Annotated in this window: 18 protein-coding genes; 10 read left to right on the top strand and 8 right to left on the bottom strand. The window is 65.7% G+C overall.

Annotation, left to right across the window (positions count from 1 at the left end):
- The first annotated feature begins 269 nt into the window (after window positions 1-269).
- Window positions 270-977 carry an MgtC/SapB family protein gene (locus C7H84_RS01990; protein WP_121857163.1) on the top strand — a complete coding sequence of 236 codons (708 nt, stop codon included), beginning with the start codon at window positions 270-272 and terminating at the stop codon, window positions 975-977.
- A 45-nt stretch (window positions 978-1,022) separates the two neighbouring features.
- Here the strand turns inward: C7H84_RS01990 and C7H84_RS01985 are convergent, their stop codons facing one another.
- Window positions 1,023-1,742 (bottom strand): autoinducer binding domain-containing protein, encoded by a 720-nt coding sequence (locus C7H84_RS01985; protein ID WP_121857162.1) that lies wholly within the window; start codon window positions 1,740-1,742, stop codon window positions 1,023-1,025.
- Between the two features lie 73 nt (window positions 1,743-1,815).
- Between C7H84_RS01985 and C7H84_RS01980 the strand changes: the two genes are divergently transcribed.
- The 3 genes from C7H84_RS01980 (at window position 1,816) to C7H84_RS01970 (ending at window position 3,890) form a co-directional block, all read left to right on the top strand.
- Window positions 1,816-2,259, top strand: coding sequence for a DUF4902 domain-containing protein (locus C7H84_RS01980; RefSeq protein ID WP_121857161.1), 444 nt, complete (start codon window positions 1,816-1,818; stop codon window positions 2,257-2,259).
- A 209-nt stretch (window positions 2,260-2,468) separates the two neighbouring features.
- Window positions 2,469-3,077, top strand: coding sequence for an acyl-homoserine-lactone synthase (locus tag C7H84_RS01975; RefSeq protein ID WP_121857160.1), 609 nt, complete (start codon window positions 2,469-2,471; stop codon window positions 3,075-3,077).
- Window positions 3,078-3,131: 54 nt separating this feature from the next.
- Entirely contained in the window at window positions 3,132-3,890 is a 759-nt protein-coding gene (locus C7H84_RS01970; RefSeq protein ID WP_205611383.1) for a hypothetical protein, read from the top strand.
- 312 nt (window positions 3,891-4,202) lie between these two features.
- On the opposite strand, the gene C7H84_RS01965 is transcribed toward C7H84_RS01970, so the two are convergent.
- Window positions 4,203-4,784, bottom strand: a complete 582-nt coding sequence (locus tag C7H84_RS01965) for a GNAT family N-acetyltransferase (RefSeq protein ID WP_121857159.1) — start codon at window positions 4,782-4,784, stop codon at window positions 4,203-4,205.
- 256 nt (window positions 4,785-5,040) lie between these two features.
- On the bottom strand, window positions 5,041-5,691 hold the full coding sequence (gene ribA / locus C7H84_RS01960) for a GTP cyclohydrolase II (protein ID WP_059819351.1): 651 nt from the start codon (window positions 5,689-5,691) through the stop codon (window positions 5,041-5,043).
- Between the two features lie 177 nt (window positions 5,692-5,868).
- Here ribA and C7H84_RS01955 point away from each other — a divergent pair, with 177 nt between their 5' ends.
- On the top strand, window positions 5,869-6,330 hold the full coding sequence (locus tag C7H84_RS01955; protein WP_121857158.1) for a CBS domain-containing protein: 462 nt from the start codon (window positions 5,869-5,871) through the stop codon (window positions 6,328-6,330).
- Between the two features lie 151 nt (window positions 6,331-6,481).
- Here C7H84_RS01955 and C7H84_RS01950 read toward each other — a convergent pair whose 3' ends face one another.
- A complete protein-coding gene (locus C7H84_RS01950) occupies window positions 6,482-6,811 on the bottom strand; it encodes a DUF4148 domain-containing protein (RefSeq protein ID WP_121857157.1) in 330 nt (109 codons plus the stop codon).
- Window positions 6,812-7,324: 513 nt separating this feature from the next.
- Between C7H84_RS01950 and C7H84_RS01945 the strand changes: the two genes are divergently transcribed.
- Complete coding sequence (locus tag C7H84_RS01945) at window positions 7,325-7,723, top strand: GreA/GreB family elongation factor (RefSeq protein ID WP_121857156.1); 399 nt, start codon at window positions 7,325-7,327, stop codon at window positions 7,721-7,723.
- 180 nt (window positions 7,724-7,903) lie between these two features.
- Here C7H84_RS01945 and C7H84_RS01940 read toward each other — a convergent pair whose 3' ends face one another.
- Complete coding sequence (locus C7H84_RS01940; RefSeq protein ID WP_121857155.1) at window positions 7,904-9,025, bottom strand: porin; 1,122 nt, start codon at window positions 9,023-9,025, stop codon at window positions 7,904-7,906.
- Between the two features lie 609 nt (window positions 9,026-9,634).
- On the opposite strand from C7H84_RS01940, the gene C7H84_RS01935 reads away from it, so the two are divergent.
- Window positions 9,635-10,009, top strand: coding sequence for a YXWGXW repeat-containing protein (locus C7H84_RS01935; protein ID WP_121857154.1), 375 nt, complete (start codon window positions 9,635-9,637; stop codon window positions 10,007-10,009).
- A gap of 754 nt (window positions 10,010-10,763) precedes the next feature.
- On the top strand, window positions 10,764-12,389 hold the full coding sequence (locus C7H84_RS01930) for an amidohydrolase (RefSeq protein WP_121857153.1): 1,626 nt from the start codon (window positions 10,764-10,766) through the stop codon (window positions 12,387-12,389).
- A gap of 72 nt (window positions 12,390-12,461) precedes the next feature.
- Here C7H84_RS01930 and C7H84_RS01925 read toward each other — a convergent pair whose 3' ends face one another.
- The gene (locus tag C7H84_RS01925; RefSeq protein ID WP_121857152.1) at window positions 12,462-13,073 is read right to left on the bottom strand and encodes a cysteine hydrolase family protein; all 612 of its coding nucleotides are present in this window, start codon (window positions 13,071-13,073) and stop codon (window positions 12,462-12,464) included.
- 377 nt (window positions 13,074-13,450) lie between these two features.
- On the opposite strand from C7H84_RS01925, the gene C7H84_RS01920 reads away from it, so the two are divergent.
- Window positions 13,451-14,206 (top strand): glucose 1-dehydrogenase, encoded by a 756-nt coding sequence (locus C7H84_RS01920; RefSeq protein ID WP_121857151.1) that lies wholly within the window; start codon window positions 13,451-13,453, stop codon window positions 14,204-14,206.
- A 201-nt stretch (window positions 14,207-14,407) separates the two neighbouring features.
- Here C7H84_RS01920 and C7H84_RS01915 read toward each other — a convergent pair whose 3' ends face one another.
- Window positions 14,408-15,925, bottom strand: a complete 1,518-nt coding sequence (locus C7H84_RS01915; RefSeq protein ID WP_121857150.1) for a cytosine permease — start codon at window positions 15,923-15,925, stop codon at window positions 14,408-14,410.
- 519 nt (window positions 15,926-16,444) lie between these two features.
- Window positions 16,445-17,098 (bottom strand): TetR family transcriptional regulator, encoded by a 654-nt coding sequence (locus C7H84_RS01905; RefSeq protein WP_121857148.1) that lies wholly within the window; start codon window positions 17,096-17,098, stop codon window positions 16,445-16,447.
- Window positions 17,099-17,247: 149 nt separating this feature from the next.
- Here C7H84_RS01905 and C7H84_RS01900 point away from each other — a divergent pair, with 149 nt between their 5' ends.
- Window positions 17,248-18,540, top strand: a complete 1,293-nt coding sequence (locus C7H84_RS01900; protein WP_121857147.1) for an NAD(P)/FAD-dependent oxidoreductase — start codon at window positions 17,248-17,250, stop codon at window positions 18,538-18,540.
- Window positions 18,541-18,574 lie beyond the last annotated feature (34 nt).

Here is an 18,574-nt window from a genome sequence, read left to right as displayed (position 1 = left end):
CGGGCCTCTAGAATGCCGCCCATTCTTCCTTCAGGAACCATCGTGGACAGTTGCAGCACTCCGCTGCGTGCGCCGCTTGCCGCCTGAACGCCTGTCCGACGCAGTTCTCCTGCCGCGGCTCGCGTTCCGCGAGCCCGCACGCCATCCGTTTCACACTGAATGACGCATTCGCGCGCTACAGTACCGCGCGCTGACGGCCATCGTGCCGCGTTCGGCCTCGCGCCGCCGCGATGCGTGCCCGCATGCGCTCTTTGCACGGCAGGACAACCATGACTCTCGATTTCGCACTCCGTCTTTTCACCGCGTTCGCCTGCGGCGTCGCGATCGGCCTCGAACGCCAGATGCGGCAACGCACGGCGGGCCTGCGCACGATCACGCTCGTCGCGAGCGGCGCGTGCCTGTTCGTCACGCTCGGCGTGCTGACCGGCAACGGCGTGGCCGGCGTCACGCAGATCGCCGCGTACGTCGTGTCGGGCGTCGGCTTTCTCGGCGGCGGCGTGATCATGCGCGACAAGGGCTCGATCCAGGGCATCAACACGGCCGCGACGCTGTGGTGCTCGGCCGCGGTCGGCGTGCTGGCCGGCTCCGGCCATTACGTGCCGGCACTGGCCGGCACCGGCGTCGTGCTGCTCACCAACACGGTGCTGCGCGGCGTCAGCCAGGCGATCAACGCGACCCCCGTGTCGAACGCCGATCTCGTGCGCGAATACCAGATCACCGTGATCTGCCTCGCCTCCGACGAAGTGCACATCCGCACGCTGCTGTCGAATTCGATGTACGCGAAACCACTGTCGTTCCAGAGCCTGACGAGCGAGGACGTGCCCGAGCAGCCGGACCGGCTGAAGGTGACCGCGACGCTGAAGCTGCATCCGAAGGATCAGCAGAAGCTCGAGCAGATCGCGAGCCGCATCAGCATGGAGAAGAGCATTTCCAGCGTGAGCTGGACCGCGAAGGAAGCGGAGCCGATGATGGAGTGAGCGACGGCGGCCTGCACGACGGCGCCGCCCGCCGCCCGTGACGGGTCAGGGTGTATCGATGAGCCCGGCCGCGATCGCCTTCACGACCGCCTGCACCTTGTTGGTCGCGGCGAGCTTCTCCAGGATGTTGTTCACGTGGAAGTTGACCGTGCGCTCCGAGATGCTGAGGATCTGGCCGATCTCGCAGGCCGTCTTGCCTTCGGCCGTCCAGCACAGCACCTCGCGCTCGCGCGCCGTCAGCGTGACGCTCGACTCGGGCGACAGCTTCGGCACCATGAAGCGGCTCATCAGCGAATGCGACAGGTTCGCGAGCCAGTTGGTCTGCAGCGTCAGCATGTTGATCTCGGCCGGCGTGAGCCGGTCCGCATGCCGTGCGATGCTCAACAGCCCGAACGCGCCGCGCGCCGCCCAGCTCGACTGGGCGACGCCCACCGACAGCCCGTGGTCGCGCGCATCCTGCCACAGCGGGCACGGATCGATCCGGTCGACGTCCGGCCAGACGATCATGTTGGTGCTCAACGCGCCGTCGCGCACCGTCGAGTCGATCTCGATGTAGTTCTGCGCCTGGTAATGCGCCATCCAGCCGTCCGGATAGGTATTGAAGATCGCGACGGCCGGCTTCGACACGGGCAGCGGCACCCGAATGCCGTAACAGCAATATTCGAAGCCCAGGCGTTTAGAATAAGCGGCGATCCGCTGGAAGAGCTGTTGCTCGTCTTCCGCGGCACTGAACTGTTGGTAGGCATCCTGCCAGCGCAATTCCATTCTTTCTCCGACAACGTCACGCTGTCATAGCTGTCAGGTGCCAGCGCCCGTTCGGGGCTGATACATTCCGCGCATGACTTCACCTTTGTTGCACCCGGTCCGCGGCCCGTCTTCGGACGGCTACGTGCGTCTGTCCGAAAACGCACTGGCCGCGCTCGCGCTCGACCATGTCGCGAGCGGCCTCGACGCAGCGCTGCTCGCCGAACTGCGCGACGGCGCCATCGACGCACGCCTGGCCGGCTACACCGAATGGCACCGCCCGGCCAGCCCCGGCGTCGCCTATCTGACGCTCGGCTGGGACTGGTATCTCGAACGCGCGACGGGCACGTTCGTGATCGCGGGCGGCGACGTCCGCAGCAACATCATGGCCGTCGACCCTGCCGGCGTCGACCTCGGCATGTTCCGCACCGCCGCAGCGCTGCTCACGCGGCTCGCCAGCCTTGACTGGGCGGCCGCCGTCGCGTGTGCGCTGCTCGGCCGCAACGACGCCTATCATGCCGGTCCCACGCTCCAGTGACAACCGGCCGCGCATTCCTCTGACATTTCCGCAAGACTGGCGCTCTTTATAAGCAAAAGCCGCCCGTATTTCAATCCCGCCGATCAAGAAACCGATACCACCGGTCAAATCGCATCGGTCGGCCGTCACCCTGTAAGAGTTACCAGTTACCGCCTCCTCGGGACGCGCGATGTAATGCGTGCATACCAAAGTACCGATCCGAGGACACCATGCGGACCTTCGTTCACGAGGAAGGGCGGTTGCCGTACGAACTTGCAGCGGATCTTGGGCGCTATCGGCGCCGCGTATTCGTCGAACAGCTCGGTTGGGCGCTCCCGTCAGCGAACGAAAGCTTCGAGCGCGATCAGTTCGATCGCGACGATACCGTCTATGTGTTCGCGAGAAACGCCGGCGGCGACGTGTGCGGATGTGCGCGCCTGTTGCCGACCACCCGTCCGTATCTGCTGAAGTCGCTGTTCGCCGACCTGATCGCCGAAGACGTCGCGCTGCCGCAATCGGCCGCCGTCTGGGAATTGTCGCGGTTCGCGGCGACCGGCGACGAAGGCGGCCCGGGCAATGCCGAGTGGGCCGTCCGTCCGATGCTCGCTGCCGTCGTCGAATGTGCGGCGCAGCTGGGCGCACGGCAGCTGATCGGCGTGACGTTCGCGAGCATGGAGCGGCTGTTCCGCCGGATCGGTGTGCACGCGCACCGGGCAGGTCCACCGAAACAGGTGGACGGTCGTCTGGTTGTCGCGTGCTGGATCGACATCGATCCGCAAACGTTTGCCGCACTGGGAATCGAGCCGGGACGGGCCACCCGGCAAGCCATTGCCGCCTGAGCCGGAACACGCGTCGTCCGGCCAGGCGGCCTCGTAACGAAGAGGAGAACCACCGTGGACCAGTCTCAGGTCTTTCGCGCGATGATGCCCGGCTTGACGGGCGCCGGCGGCGCCCGCATCGCAGTCGCCTACCCGTCGTTTCCGCGGCCGCTGCCGCTCGTGCGGCTCGATCGCCGCGGGCTCGTGTTCCGGGCGGCCGGCGCCGCGCCGCTCGTGTGCGGGTTGCCGCGCGCGGCGACGCTGCTGGTCGCCGACGCGCCGCTCTGCTCGCTGCGCCTCGTGATCCGCGACGTCGCCGCGGTCGGCGACGGACGACACGACCTGACGATGCAGCCGTCCGGCGCCGCGGGCGACGAGCTGCTGTGGCACGCGCTGCGCGAGCGCGAACCGTACCGGCAAATCGGGCAGCCGCTCGCGCCGGTCGACACGGCGCTCGCGCCGACCGGCGAGCCGCAGGGAGCCGATACGGCGCAGCGTCCGTCGCGCAGCGCGGCGTTCCGTTTGCGCTGCCACAGCGACGCGCTGTTCTTCGCCGACTGGCTCGAATACCACTTCGACGAACTGCGGGCGCTGTCGCAGCAGCATGGGCCGCAACTGCAGCTGAACGAGCTGCAGCGGCAAGTCGCCGACGACGAGGTGGGCGTGCGCTTCGTGTACGACATCGACGGGCACGCGACGCGCCATGCGCTGACCGACTGCGCACGCGAAGCCTGTGCGTGGATCGAGACGGAAATGCGCAACAAGTACGCGGTACCGGTTGCGCAAGAGCGATTCAGCGCGTTTGCCGCGCATGCGCGGGCGGGCGGGATGTGAGAGCAGCGGTACTCGCTCGCGGATACGCCGAGGTCAGCGTTCCGAGGGCGGTCGGTTCTGCGCCAGGACGGGCGCGCGGTGCCTGTGAGAGCGGGATGGCGTGGTGCGTTGCCCTAACCTTCCAGAAAAGTCAGTCGACGCTGCGTTGCACAATTACAACTAGGGCTTGCCATCCCTCGGGTTTTCCCTTAAAGTTGCATATGTCTCCTCCATGTCTCCAAACATGGATTCAGCCCGCTCCAGTAGCGGGCTTTTTCTTGCCTGCTCGATTTATTCGGGGTCGCATCGTCGCGCGGCTCCTAGCCGGGGCCGTTACGCGCGAAGGTCGCCGTCGAGACCAACCCGCGTCGCGTGCGCGACAAACACCACGTGTCGTCGCAACGTGTGCCCGGCAGGCAACGCAGGATGATCGAAATCGCGCATCGGTTGCCGCTGCATCCCGAGTCGCTCCGCCACACGCTGCGATCGCAGGTTGGTAGCGGCTGTCCACGCGAAGATCTCGTCGAGCCCGATTCGGCTGAATCCGTCAGTCAATGCCGCAGCGGCCACTTCGAAGACATGGCCCTGCCCCCACGATGAGCGAGCCTGACGCCACAGAATCTCGACACACGGTGCCATCGGATGCGCGTCGCGAACTTCGCGCGACAAACCGCAGAGTCCGGTCAGCGCGCCATCCGCGCGGCGTTCAATTGCCCACACACCGAAACCGTGCGCGTCGAAATGCGCTTCGAAGCGCGCAATGGTGGCCTGCGCCTCGTCGACGGACATCGGGCCGCGTGCGAGCCATGCGGTCACGTCTGGATGCGCATGCATCGCTGCGAGCGCATCGGCATCGTCCGGGCGCCAGCGACGCAACGTCAAACGTTCGGTTTCGATCTTCAGTGGCGGGTTCACCGGTGAGCGGAACGTGCAATGGAACACGGATGCGCGGGGTCGCACGCGCGCAATGCAGGTCGCGCGGTAACAGACCCGAATGCAAACCGAGGCAGTGAGGCAATCGCAATCGCGATCGTCGCCAGCACCGGCGAGGAGCTTCGACGGGTGAAGGAGCCCCCGACGAAAATGAATCGGGTGGAACGCATCGCCCCCACCCGGTGTTTGCGCTCATTGGCGCGCGACGCCCGCTCAGGCGTCCGCGCGTCAAACGTGCTTACTCGTTTTCTTCGAAGTAATGCCCGAACTTCGCTTGCTTGGTCCGGATATAACGCTCGTTTTCCTCGCGCACGGGCACCGCAAGCGCCACGCGTTCGCACACGGGAATACCGTGCTTCACGAGCGTGTCGAACTTCTTCGGGTTGTTGCTCATCAGTCGCACCGACGTCACGCCGAGAATCCGCAGGATCGCGGCGGCCGAGTCGTATTCGCGAGCGTCGTCGGGCAGGCCGAGATCGAGGTTCGCCTCGACGGTATCGCGCCCCTGCTCCTGCAGCGCGTACGCGCGGATCTTGTTGCTCAGGCCGATGCCGCGCCCTTCGTGGCCACGCAGATACAGCAGCACGCCGCGGTCTTCCGCCGCGATGTAGCGCAGTGCGAGATCGAGCTGCTCGCCGCAATCGCAGCGGTAGGAACCGAACACGTCGCCGGTCAGGCACTCGGAATGCAGCCGCGTCAGCACGGACTGCTCGCCGGTGACGTCGCCCATCACGAGCGCGAGATGTTCGGCATCGCTGCCCGATACACGGAAAGCGTACGACGTGAACGTACCGTAGCGCGTGGGCAGCGACGCGGTGGCGACGAGCGTCACGCACTCGTCGGCCTGGCCATTGCCCGGCGTGGGCGATTGGGGACGCGAAGACATCATGAATTCAGTCGAAACGATCAGGAATGTAGGAGTTGTGTGGATGGTGCGTGACGGGAGTTTACCGCTAATCTGGAAACGTCACGCGACTGCCGCAGCCGGCCCGGCTATACTGGGCCCGTCGGGTGCCGCGCATCACGCCCTGCCTTCCCTGCATCGTTCTGCACACGGAGCAAGCAAATGAGCACGACTGTCGCGCAAATTCTCAAAGCCAAGCCGGATTCGGGCCGCACCATCTATACCGTCACGAAAGCCGATTTCGTCTACGACGCGATCAAGCTGATGGCGGAAAAGGGCATCGGCGCATTGCTGGTCGTCGATGGTGACGACATCGCCGGCATCGTCACCGAGCGCGATTACGCGCGCAAGATCGTGCTGCAGGACCGTTCGTCGAAAGCCACCCGCGTCGAGGAAATCATGACGACCAAGGTGCGCTATGTCGAACCGTCACAATCGACCGACGAGTGCATGGCGCTGATGACCGAGCACCGGATGCGCCACCTGCCCGTGCTCGACGGCGGCAAGCTGATCGGCCTGATTTCGATCGGCGACCTCGTGAAGAGCGTGATTGCGGATCAGCAATTCACGATCAGCCAGCTCGAACACTACATTCACGGCACGCCGGCGGTCACGTCCGCCTGATCCAACCCAGCAAAAAAGGCCCAAACGCGTGAGCGTCTGGGCGGAAAGCCGCCGGGTTGCGGCGACGGAGGTTCTGCTCTGCTGACGCAAACGCGCGCTGGTGGCGCGCGTCGTGTCGGTCACATGCCGTGCTCGGGCAGACCCGGGATGATCAGTTGCCGAAGTAGACCGAATTCACGGGATTCGGTGCTTCGCGCGTCATGCGGCGGCCCGACTGGCCGGCGGCCGTCGCGACCGCACCATAGCCGCTCGTATCGGCCTGGGCGAGCATCGGCTGGCTCGGCTGAATCCGTTGTTCCGCGGCCTGGACGTTCTGCGGATATTGCGCGTCGCTCGCGAGCGGCTTGTAGCCGTTCTGTTCGAGTTGCACGAGATCGGCCCGGACCTGGTCACGGGTCAAGCCCTGCTCGGACTGTGCGAACGATGCAATCGGGGCAGCAAGGACGGATGCAGCGATCGCTGCGTAGATGATCGACTTCATGATGGACCTCCGAAATATGTTCTCTTTTGCCGTCGCTCCGGGCGGGACTGTCTGAAGCGATGAGACAAGTGTAGTGCTCGCGATACCAAGGGGAAACCCTTGGTTTGAACATACAGCGTTGCGTTTTTGGAAAATATCGGCCGCTGTTGCTCGACACGAGCGCTATCACTTCCATCATTTCCACAACAATGCCTGACGAACGGCCGACAGCCGAATCACCGATCCGAGAGCTTGTGTTGTAGAATCGTAAGGTTTCCTTCACCCTTCGATACCTCATCCACCATGCACGCGCGCACGCTCGTATCGGTTTCGCCGTCCGGCCCCGCCGGCGTGCGCGCGCACGCCGGCCATCCGGCGCACCCCTGCGTCCAACGCACGGCCCAGGCACCGCTCGCCCCTGCCCGGCGCCTGATCTGACGGCACGGTCTCCTCCCGGAGCCAGGTCAGACAGGCTCCGGGCGATCCACATAGGCACGCCCTGCCTGCCCCATGCCGATCATTTGGAGAACTGCCATGAAACAACGCCTTTACCAGTTGACTGAAGTCGACGTCGCTCGCCTCGAGAAGCACGCCGAACACAATCCGCGCTTCCAGACGATGCTCGACGCGCTGCTCGAGCGCGCCGATATCGTGCAGTCCGACGCCATCAAGGCGAACGTCGTCACGATGAACTCGCAGATCACGCTGCTCGACGAAGCTTCCCAGGAACAGGCCACCTGGACGATTGTTTATCCGGACGCCGCCAATCTCGAACTCGGGCGCCTGAACGTGTTCTCGCCGGTGGGGATGGCACTGCTCGGCACGCAACGCGGCCAACTGGTGAAGGTGCTGCAGCCGAGCGGCGTTGAAAAGCAGATGAAGGTCGCGGCGATCGTGTTCCAGCCGGAAGCCAACGGCGAATACACGCGCTGACGCGGCTGCCGGGCGGCAGCGCACTCCAATCAAACGAAAAGCGAGGCTCTGAGCCTCGCTTTTTTGCATTCGGGCGATACGCCCCTCGTCACAGCGTTCGGTGCTGCCCCGATGGGCAAAAAAAAGGCGCCCGAAGGCGCCTTTTTCGATACTGCGAGACTGGTTACCCAGCCGTCACGCTTAGAAGCGGTGACGCAGACCAACCGTTGCTGCGGTTTGGTTGATCGACGAGCTCGGCAGGTTGTTGGCGAAGCTGTCGCCGTTGTAGATCGATGCGCCGATGCCGTTCTTCGCTGCACGCTGGTACACAGCTTGTGCGTAGACGTCCGTGCGCTTCGACAGCGAGTAGTCAGCTTGCAGGCCGAACTGGTTCCAGTGCGTGCTGCCGTTGTTGATCTTCGCGTTCGTGTACGTGTAAGCAGCACCCAAGCCGAGAGCCGGCGTCAGGTTGTACTTCGCGTTGACTTCGTAGTTGTCGGTGCGCAGCGTGCCCAGACCGACTGCGTTGTTGTCGAGACGTGCTTGCGTCCATGCAGCGCCGACTTGTGCCGGGCCGAATGCGTAGCCAGCAGCAGCGCCGTACGTGCGGACGCGGCCTTGGTTAGCGATGCCGCCGATCGCCGACGACGTTGCGCCGTTTGCGTTCGTACCGTCACCCAGGTTCGCTTGCGAGTATGCAGCAGCCAGCTTCAGACCTTGGAACTGGTATGCAGCACCCGCGCTGTACGCACGGTTGTTGCCGAAGTTCGTGTTGTTCGAGAACGAGTACGTGCCGCCGAATTGCAGGCCAGCGTAGTTCGCGCTCGTGAACTTGATCGTGTTGTTCTGTGCGACATCACCGTTCGTGCTCAGACGGTCGAGGTTCAGCGGGTGCGCGAAGTACGTGCCGCCCCACGAGCCCGTTGCCGTCAGCGGCGCCAGGTAGTCTTGCGTTGCGTCGTACTGCTTACCCAGCGTGACCGTGCCGTACTGGCTCGACAGGCCGACGAAAGCTTGACGGTTGAACATGCCGCCGTTGCCGTTCGCGAACTTGCCGTTACCGATGTTGAAGCCGCTTTCCAACGTGAAGATTGCCTTCAGGCCGCCACCGAGGTCTTCCGAACCGCGCAGGCCGAAACGGCTCTGGTCAATGCCCGAACCCATCGCCCAACGCGACTTGCCAGCTTGGCCGAGTGCCGGCTGGACGTTGCTCGTGTAGGTGATGCCTGCGTCCAGCACGCCGTACAGCGTGACGCTGCTTTGCGCGTGAGCGACGGTAGCGAACGATGCTGCAGCTGCTGCAACGATCAGAGTCTTGTTCATTCGTGGAGCTCCCTTCTAAAAAGAGGCAGGTCTCGCGACCTTGTTCATAAACGGTCTGCAACCGCCCGGAAACGCCATCGGTCCTGCTGGCTGTGCCCGGATAGTTGCCCGTTTGGGAACCGTGAGTTTAGGGGTGTACCCTAGGGGCGCGATCCGCAAATAAAGAAATAAGCTTTTCCAGAACTAGAAATAATAGAAATGGGGACGCGTCATAAGTATTTGTTTTAACGAATTTTTTTGGCTTCTTGACGGCGGCTTTTTGGAGCCTTTTATCCGACCATTCTTTCATGTCACCGGCTTGACGGTTGCATAGAAACAACAACTAGAACCGGTGGAACCCGTCAAAAACGGTAATTTTTACCAGAAACAATCTCAAATATTGGGTCGTCCCGCCTAAAACGCGACGAGCGCAGGGTAAACGCACTGTCGCGGCGGTAGCGGCCCCGCGTCGTCGGCGGCGGCTGCCGCACGGTAGACGGTTCCGTGTGGGCCGCCCGGAGCCAAGAGCCGCCGTGACATGCGGTAACAGCCTTAACGGCCCGGGTAACCCGCCGATGGGGCCGGCAGGCTAATGTAAGCCACACCCCGATTACATATTAGAGGACCCCCATGAATCGACGCTCGTTGTTGCGCGCCATCGGACTGACCGTCGCATTGGCCGGCACCAGCGGCTGGCTGCGTACCGCGTCGGCCCAGCCCGCACCGCCCGGGTACCGTCCGCCCGGTCCGCCCGCCAGGCCCGGCAGGCCGCCGTATGTCGATCGCCCCCGTTTTGCGCCGCCAGCCCCGCGGCATGATCGCCGGCCGCCGCCGCCTCGGCCGCACGGCTATGTCTGGACCGACGGCTACTGGCGGTGGCAGCGCGGCCACTATATATGGGTGTCCGGCCGCTGGGTCGCACGGCGCCCGGGGCGTCGGTGGGTGCCCGGCTATTGGCGGCGCCAGGGGCCGGCGTGGGTCTACGTCGACGGCGGCTGGCGATAGGCGGTCGGCCGCGTGGGCCGTTGATCGGCGCTGAGCCGCAGTTATTGGTTTCGTTGGGTTTGGTTGGCCCCGTTCCGTTCGTCGCATCGCGGCGGGCCGACGTGTCGAGCGGGAAATTTCGGCATTGCCTGCACCGAACCAGACCCGGACCATTGCCGCCGCCCACACATGCGCTGCGATCTGCGGCGCGCACGTCCTCTTAACGACGTCCGTGCTTGCGTGATTCCAGGCCATTCGCGCACGCTGCCGACGGCATTGCGCGCACCTCCCGACATCGCATCACGGTGCGCACCGGCCGCCTTCACGTGCGTGCCTAGCGCTACGCAGTTCCGTCCCGAGTTCGAGTTCCTCGAGTCGACAGGCGTCGGCGTCAGGAACGAACGCCCAAGGTCCGGGCTTTCGGGCCTTCTCCGCCTTCTCCCTCTTTGTCGCGACTTGTCCTTAAAACAAGGACAGACAGCCGCCCGGCCCACTCCTAGTATCTGACTCACCCGACGCCTGCGGTGCGTCGGATCCACGGAGACACGGAATGCCGATTCACGGATGGACACCGGCCCGCACGGCCGCGCACGCGTCACCCATCGCGCCGCCGACGCGTATCCACCGCGGAACCCGACGCCACGTACCGCACCGTACGCGGCCGTAGCGCCCGTCACCCATTCCAACCCGACCGGTTCCACACCACCGGACGCGCCCCACGGCGCGTCCCGGGAATCCGTGCGCCCGTCGATTCCCCAAAATCCGGAGGAGCCACATGCAGTATGCAGACACCATCTACCTGAACGGCCTGCTCTACACCGGCGATGCGCAGCGCCGCTTCGCGCAGGCGCTCGCCACGAAGGACGGCAAGATCCTCGCCGTCGGCCGCGACGACGACATCCGGTCCCTCGCCGGCCCCGCGACACGCCGGGTCGACCTGGCTGGCCGGCTGATGCTGCCGGGCCTGATCGACGGTCACGTGCATCCGCTCGAAGGCCACCAGATCCTCGGCGATTTCGACCTCTCCGGCATCAACGATCCCGATACGATCCTGCAGCGCATCCGCGCGTGCGCCAACGCGACGCCGAACGAACCGTGGGTCTATCTCGGCGGCGCCGACCTGGCCGCGTTCGGCGCATATCCGACCCGCGAGTTGCTCGACCGCATCGTGCCCGACCGGCCGCTGCTCGTGGTCGGCTTCGACGTACACAGCGGCTGCCTCAATACGAAGGGGCTCGAAGCGGCCGGCATCGCGGCCGACACGCCCGACCCGACCGGCGGCATGTACGAACGCGATGCGTCGGGCGCGCCGAACGGCGTCGTGCACGAAGCGGCGTTCTACCGCGTGTGTCCGCTCATTCCGCAACTGAGTCCGGCCGGCTATCCGAAGTCGCTCGCGAAAGCGCATGCGATGGCGCACGGCTACGGGATCACCGGCTGGTTCGACGCGCGCGTCGAGGAGGACCAGCTGGAGGCTTATGCCAGCGCGCAACGCGCCGGCCAATTGAAGACGTACATGAGCGCGGGCCTTTACGCGAACCCGCGCCGCGATCCGCGCGAGCAGATCGAACGGTTCGTCGCTTGGCGACGCGAATACGAGCGCGACAACCTGCGCCTGCATACGGTGAAGATCTTCGTCGACGGCGTGGCCGAATCAAAAACCGCCGCGCTGCTCGAGCCGTACGCCGGCACCGATGACCGCGGCCTCGCGCTATGGAGCCAGGAAGCGCTGAACGAAATCTGCCTGCTCGCCGATACGGCCGGCTTCGACCTGCACTTCCACACGCTCGCCGATCGCGCGGTGCGCATGACGCTCGACGCGCTGGAGTACCTCCAGCACCGCAACGGGCTGCGCGACCGCCGCGCGCAGCTCGCGCACCTGCAGCTCGTCGATCCGGCCGACATGGGCCGCTTCAACCGGCTCGGCGCGATCGCCAGCGTGCAGACGCTGTGGACGGCCGCGCGCGAGGAACAGCAACAGCTCTACCGCGACCTGCTCGGCGCCGAACGCACCGCGCGCAACTATCCGTTCCGCAGCCTGCGCAACGCCGGCGCGATGCTCGCGGCGGGTTCCGACTGGTCGGTCAGCACGATGAACCCGATGCAGATCATCCAGACCGGCGTCACGCACCGGTTGATCGACCAGCCCGACAGCCCGCCGTGGAATCCGCACGAACGCCTCGACCTGCTCACGATGCTCGAGGCCTACACGGTGAACACCGCGTATGCACTGCGCTTCGATGATTGCACCGGCTCGCTGGAAGCGGGCAAGGATGCGAGCCTCGCGATCCTCGACCGCAATCCGTTCGAGCACCCGGTCGGCACGTTCGCGCAAACGCGCGTGATCGAGACGTGCTTCCGTGGCGAAGTCGTGTACGCGGCGCCGGGCTGGGCGGACTGAGCGGACTGAGCGCATCGAGCGCGCGGGCTCGGCGCCCCCGCTCACGCGCCGGCCGTGCGGGCCGCACATGCATCAGGCGACGTCGAGCGCGAGCACCTGCGCGGTCGTCAGCACGTCGCCGAAGGTGTCCGACAGCGCGGCCAGCGTCGCGCGATGAAGGTCGCGGTGCGTCAGCGTGCCGCCGTCGGGAGTGTCGAGGTCGCGCGTCGCGCACGCGTCGTCAACGACGATCACCGCATAGCCGAGCGGCACCGCATCGCGCGCCGCGCCGGCAACACACGCATGCGTCATCAGCCCGGTGACGATCAGCGTGTCGATGCCGGCCGCCTTCAGGCGCGCGTCGATGTCGGTCGTCGGGAACACGCTCACCGACGTCTTCTTCACGACCGTGTGATGCGGCGCCGGCTGCAGGTCCGCATGAAACCGGAAGCCGTCGCTACCGTCGGCGAACAGCGGGCCGTCGGCCGCGCCGACGTGCTGGATATGGAACACCGGGATGCCCGCACGATCGGCGAACGCGATCGCGCGCTGCGCATTGCCGAGCGCACGCGATCCTTCCGGAATCGGCAGACGGCCGCTGAAATATTCGTTCTGGAAATCGATCACCAGCAGCGCGGTGCGGGCGGCGTCGATCGACGTCGGCGCGCTCGCGCCGGCCAGGGTACGGATGGTCGGATGTTGCATGGGTCGCTCTCTACTCCAGGTTGGCACATCGAACGGGACGGCGGGCCGGCACGGCCGGCGCCACCGCACGCGGCCCGGCGGCAGCCTGCCGCCTTGCAGGTCGGGCCGGCCGCGACCGCGAGGCGCCAGTGTCGGGCCGCGCGGCCCCGCGCGACAGCGGCCCGCGGGACAACGTCCGACAGGATCAGGCCAACGTGCGGGTGTCCGTCGTCGCGAGCGACATCAGCAGCGACGCATGCACCGCATGGCTAGTCCGTTTGGACGGCACGCCGCGCCGGCTTTGTTGCCATCATGGCCGTCGCTCATTGCGCGCCGCATCCCGCACGAAGCGGTGCCGCGCCCGCACGCATCCCACTTCACTGAAAGGAGCACACACGATGAAACGACTCGAAGGCAAAGTGGCGCTGATCACGGGCGGCGCCCGCGGCCAGGGCGAAGCGGAGGCGCGCCGGTTCGTCGCCGAAGGCGCACGCGTGGTGATCGCCGACGTGCTAGACGATGCGGGCCAGCGCGTCGCGGCCGAACTCGGCGATGCGGCACGCTACCAGCATCTCGACGTGACGAGCGAGGACGACTGGCACACCGCCGTCCGCGCGACGCTCGCGCAGTTCGGTCGGCTGGACATCCTCGTCAACAACGCGGCGATCCTGAAGCTCGTGCCGATCGAATCGTGTTCGCTCGACGAGTACCGCAAGGTGATCGACGTGAACCAGGTCGGCTGCTGGCTCGGCATGAAATCGGCATTGGCCGCGCTGAAGGATGCGGGCGGCGGCTCGATCGTCAACGTTTCGTCTACGGCCGGGATGGAAGGCGTGGCCGGCGGCAGTGCGTACGTGTCGAGCAAGTTCGCGGTGCGCGGAATGACGAAGGCGGCCGCACTCGAATTCGGTCGCTACGGGATCCGCGTGAACTCGGTCCACCCGGGCGGCATCGACACCGTGATGGCGCGCCCGCCGGAATACGCGGATTTCGACCCGTCGTCGATCTACAGCGGGCTGCCGATCGCGCGCATCGGCAAACCCGACGAAGTGGCGAGCCTCGTGCTGTTCCTCGCGTCAGACGAATCCGCGTATTGCACGGGTTCGGAATTCATCGTCGACGGCGGGATGCTCGCAGGCAGCACGTTCCACTGATCCGCACCTCAGCCGACACACGCGCGCCTGCATGGCGCGCGTTTTCATTTCCGGCCGGGGCGGGCAACGCGGTCAACCAGGTCCGCAACGTCATACGCATCACTAATCAATCATCCGGAAACGTGCATGCCGCCGGCGGCTTTCCCGCGCGGCGGCACAATGGTTTCGGAAGCGGTGCGAAACCGAACGTGACGCGGCGCTTCAATACCCCTTCGGCTGGATCGCCGGTGCGCCGACACCGCGCACCGCCTGCTTGCCGCCGCGCGCGAGGAAACGTCCACGCGGGCCGTACACGCCTTCCGCCTCCGGATACAGCATCAGCAGCACGAAATACAGCAGCCCGCCGACCACCAGTGACACCGGCACGCTGAGATCGAGACCGCCCGCGAGATCGCCGAGCGGCCCGACGAACTGGCCCGGCAGGTTCACGAACGACAACCCGATGAACGCCGCCGGCAGCCATGCACCCATCGCGCGCAGGTTCCAGCCGTGCGTGAACCAGTAGTGGCCGCCGCGCAGCCCGCGGTTGAACACCTGCAGGTCGTCCGCCAGATAGAAGCCTCGGCGCGTGACATAGCCGATCACCATGATCGCCATCCACGGGCAACTGAACGTGTCGATCAGCGTCGAGAACGTCGCGACGCTTTCGACGAGATTGAACCAGAAGCGGCCGACGAAGATGAATGCGATCGCGATCGTGCCGATCAGCAGCGTCGCGCGCACACGGTTCAGAAAGCGCGGGAACATGCTCGACACGTCGAGGCCCGTGCCGTACAGCGCGGTCGTGCCGGTCGACATCCCGCCGATGATCGCGATCAGGCACATCGGCAGCAGGAACCAGCGCGGCGACACCGCGAGCAGCCCGCCGACGTAGTCGTTCGACGCGATGAACGCGGGCGCCTTCGACGCGATGATCGTCGCGGTTGCAAGGCCGAAGAAGAACGGCACGAAGGTCGCGATCTGTGCGGCGAACACCGCGCCCATCACGCGCCGCCTCGGCGTCTGTTGCGGAATGTAGCGTGCCCAGTCGCCGAGCGTGGACGCGAACGACACCGGATTGCTCAACGCGACCAGGACCGCGCCGACGAACGCGGCCCAGAAGCCCGCACTGCCCTGGTTCAGCGTGCCTGCGTAGTTCATGTCGAACATCCCCGCGAACGCGAACAGGCCGGCGACGAACAGCAGGCTCGCGGCCCACACGGCGATCTTGTTGACCCACAGCATGAATCGGAAGCCGTAGATGCAGACGATCAGCACGAGCAGTGCGAACACCATGTACGCGGCACCGAGCGTGAAGCCGTTGACCGGTACGCCGACCATGTCGTGCGCGCCGCCGACGAGCGCATCGCCCGAGCTCCACACCGCGAGCGAGAAGAATGCGATCGACGTGAGCAGCGCGAGGAACGAGCCGACGATCCGGCCGTGAATGCCGAAATGCGCACCGGACGACACGGGATCGCTCGTGCCGTTGCGCGGGCCGAACAGGCTCATCGGCGCAAGGATGCAGGTGCCGGCCAGCACGCCGAGCACGATCGCGGCGACGCCCGCCTTGAACGACAGTCCGACCAGCACGGGAAAGCTGCCGAGCACCGACGTAGAAAACGTATTGCAGCCGCCGAACAGCAGCCGGAACAGATCGATCGGACGCGCATAGCGCGATGCGTCGGGAATGCACTCGAAACCGAACGATTCGACTTGCGTAATTCTGCCTTCACCCATTTGTCTCCAGCTCCTCTGGTGCGTCGGTACGGCCCGCGACTGCGGCCATACGACACATCGTCATCGATTTGCGGCCACTCTAAACCGGATCGGGCAGCGCAAAAATCACGCATTGGAGACGTTTACGACGAAGGAGAACAATGTTTCGCGGGGAGCAATCGGCAATTGGTCAGGCCATGCGTGGCATGCGGCAATGTGAGGCCGCTTGCGCGTCGCTCGCGTCGATCCGTGCACAAGCTACCCCATCCCGAAGGCGCAACGGACCCGGCTTGCGGCGCTGGCTCGGCGATACGCCGCCGGATCGCGCTTGACGCACGCGGACCGGGGCCGGCGCGATGTGCGATGCCGCGCCGACTTCCCGCGTCACCGGATCCACCTGTCGCCGATCATCGCGATCGCCGTGCCCGTGATTGTCAGTTTCTCTAATGTTGACGGTTGGTAACAGTCACGGTCTGAGCACTCCACGACGACAGGTCGACCACGCGTGCGCGCAGGCCGGTTTCGCGCCGCGCGCTGCCCTCAAACGTGCAGCATGTTCAGCGCGACGTCGAGCACAGCCTGCCGAAACGCATCCTGCCGCGTAGGCAGCGACGTGAATTCCAGCATCAAATGGCTGTATGACACCGTGGTGCCGACTGCGCTCGCGATCATGAAGAACAGCACGTTCGGGTCGACCGGGCAGATCTCGCCGGCGTCGACCGCATCCGCGAGCAGCGGAAACATCGCGTCGTGATACGGGCGCACGATCCGCTCGTGCAACCGGTCGAGCCGGCCGCCCTCCTCCGTCGCCGCCGTCGAGAAGAACATGCCGATGTCCGGCTCTGCGAATTCATGATCGACGCACAGCTCGATCGCGCGCCGCACGCGCTCGCGATGCGGCAATGACGACGTGCGCAGTGCGCGCAACGCGTCGAACATCGGCTCGGCCAGATCGACGATCTGCTCGACGACAGCCAGCCACAACGTTTCCTTCGTGCCGAAATGATGGGCGATCAGCGCCGCGTCGATGCCAAGCTCGCGCGCGACCTCGCGCACGCTCGTCGCATCGTAGCCGCGCTTCGCGAACGTGCGGCGCGCGGCCCGCAATATCACGTCCGGTCCAACCGACGCCTCCGCCAGCGGCCGCCCGCGCGTACGCCGCTTCGCCGGCGCGCGCTCAGTGCCTTCAGCCACGTTTTCCTGCTCCCGTTGAATGAATCGAATGCCCGCGTTCGGGCCCCGGTTTCGCGTCGCGGACACCCGGACTGCGTGCCCGGCTTCGTTGACACGCGAAGCCGGGAAGCGCTACGATCATACCTTATTCATCACGTGATGATTTATCCATGACAACCCCTACCCGCATCGTGATCGTCGGCGGCGGCATCGCCGGCCTGCAGCTTGCAACCCACCTCGGCGAGCGTCTCGGCCGCAGCGGGCGCGCGCAGGTGACCGTCGTCGACCGCAGCCCGACCCACGTATGGAAGCCGATGCTGCACACCATCGCGGCCGGCACCCGCGACGTGCAGCAACAGCAGGTGATCTTCCTCGCCCATGCGCGCGATCATGGCTACACGTACCAGCCGGGCGAACTGAAGGGACTCGATCGCGCGCGGCGCCGCGTGCAGCTCGGCGAAATCCGCTCGCAGGATGGCGAACGCGTGATCGACGCGCGCGAACTCGAATACGACGTGCTGATCCTCGCGCTCGGCAGCCAGGCCAACGACTTCGGCGTACCGGGCGTGCGCGAGCAATGCTACTTCATCGACAGCCAGCAGCAGGCGGAAACCTTCAACGAAGCGTTGCGGATGCGCGTGTTTCGCAGCATCGCGCGCGACGAGCCGTTTCGCGTCGCGATCGTCGGCGCGGGCGCGACGGGCGTGGAGCTCGCAGCCGAACTGAGCCGGCTGCTCGAAGTGGCGCAGGCGTATGGCGATCCGACCGTACGCGAGCGGCTGCAGCTCACGCTGCTCGAAAGCGGCCCGCGCATCCTCGCCGCGTTTCCGCCGAAGATTTCCGCGTCGGCACAGCGGCGGCTCGAGCAAATCGGCTTTCGTGTGCTGACGTCGACGCGCGTCACGGCGGCCGATGCGAACGGTTTCCACTACGGCGACGGTTCGTTCTCCGAAGCGGATCTGATGGTGTGGGCGGCTGGCGTGAAGGCGCCCGACTTCATGCAGTCGCTGGGCGGGCTCGACACCAACCGCGCGAACCAGATCCTGATCGGGCCCACGTTGCAGGCCACGGCCGACGAGCACGTGTTCGCGATCGGCGATTGCGCGAGCCTGCAGCCCGACGGTCACGAGCGGCCGCTGCCGCCCACCGCGCAGGTCGCGACCCAGCAGGCCGAGCATCTCGCGAAGCACTTGCCCGCGTGGCTCGACGGCAAGCCGCTGCCGCCGTTCGCGTTCCACGACTTCGGCGCGCTCGTGTCGATCAGCGACTACGACGCGTTCGGCACGCTCGGGCAATTCGGGTTCTTCCGTGGCGGCTTCATCCAGGGGCGCTTCGCGCAGTTCAGCCACCTGATGCTGTACCGGCGCCACCAGCAGGCGCTGCACGGATTTTCCAAGGCGACGCTGCTGTGGATCGCCGAACGAATCAACGGCTGCGTGCAGCCGCGCATCCGCCTGTCGTGATGCCGCGTGTCGCGGCATCGCGTAACGTTTCGAG

This window comes from Burkholderia sp. Nafp2/4-1b (assembly GCF_003635165.1).
Taxonomy (GTDB): domain Bacteria; phylum Pseudomonadota; class Gammaproteobacteria; order Burkholderiales; family Burkholderiaceae; genus Burkholderia.
The sequence above is the reverse complement of the archived record's forward strand: the minus strand, read 5'-3'. Positions and strand labels throughout refer to the sequence as shown.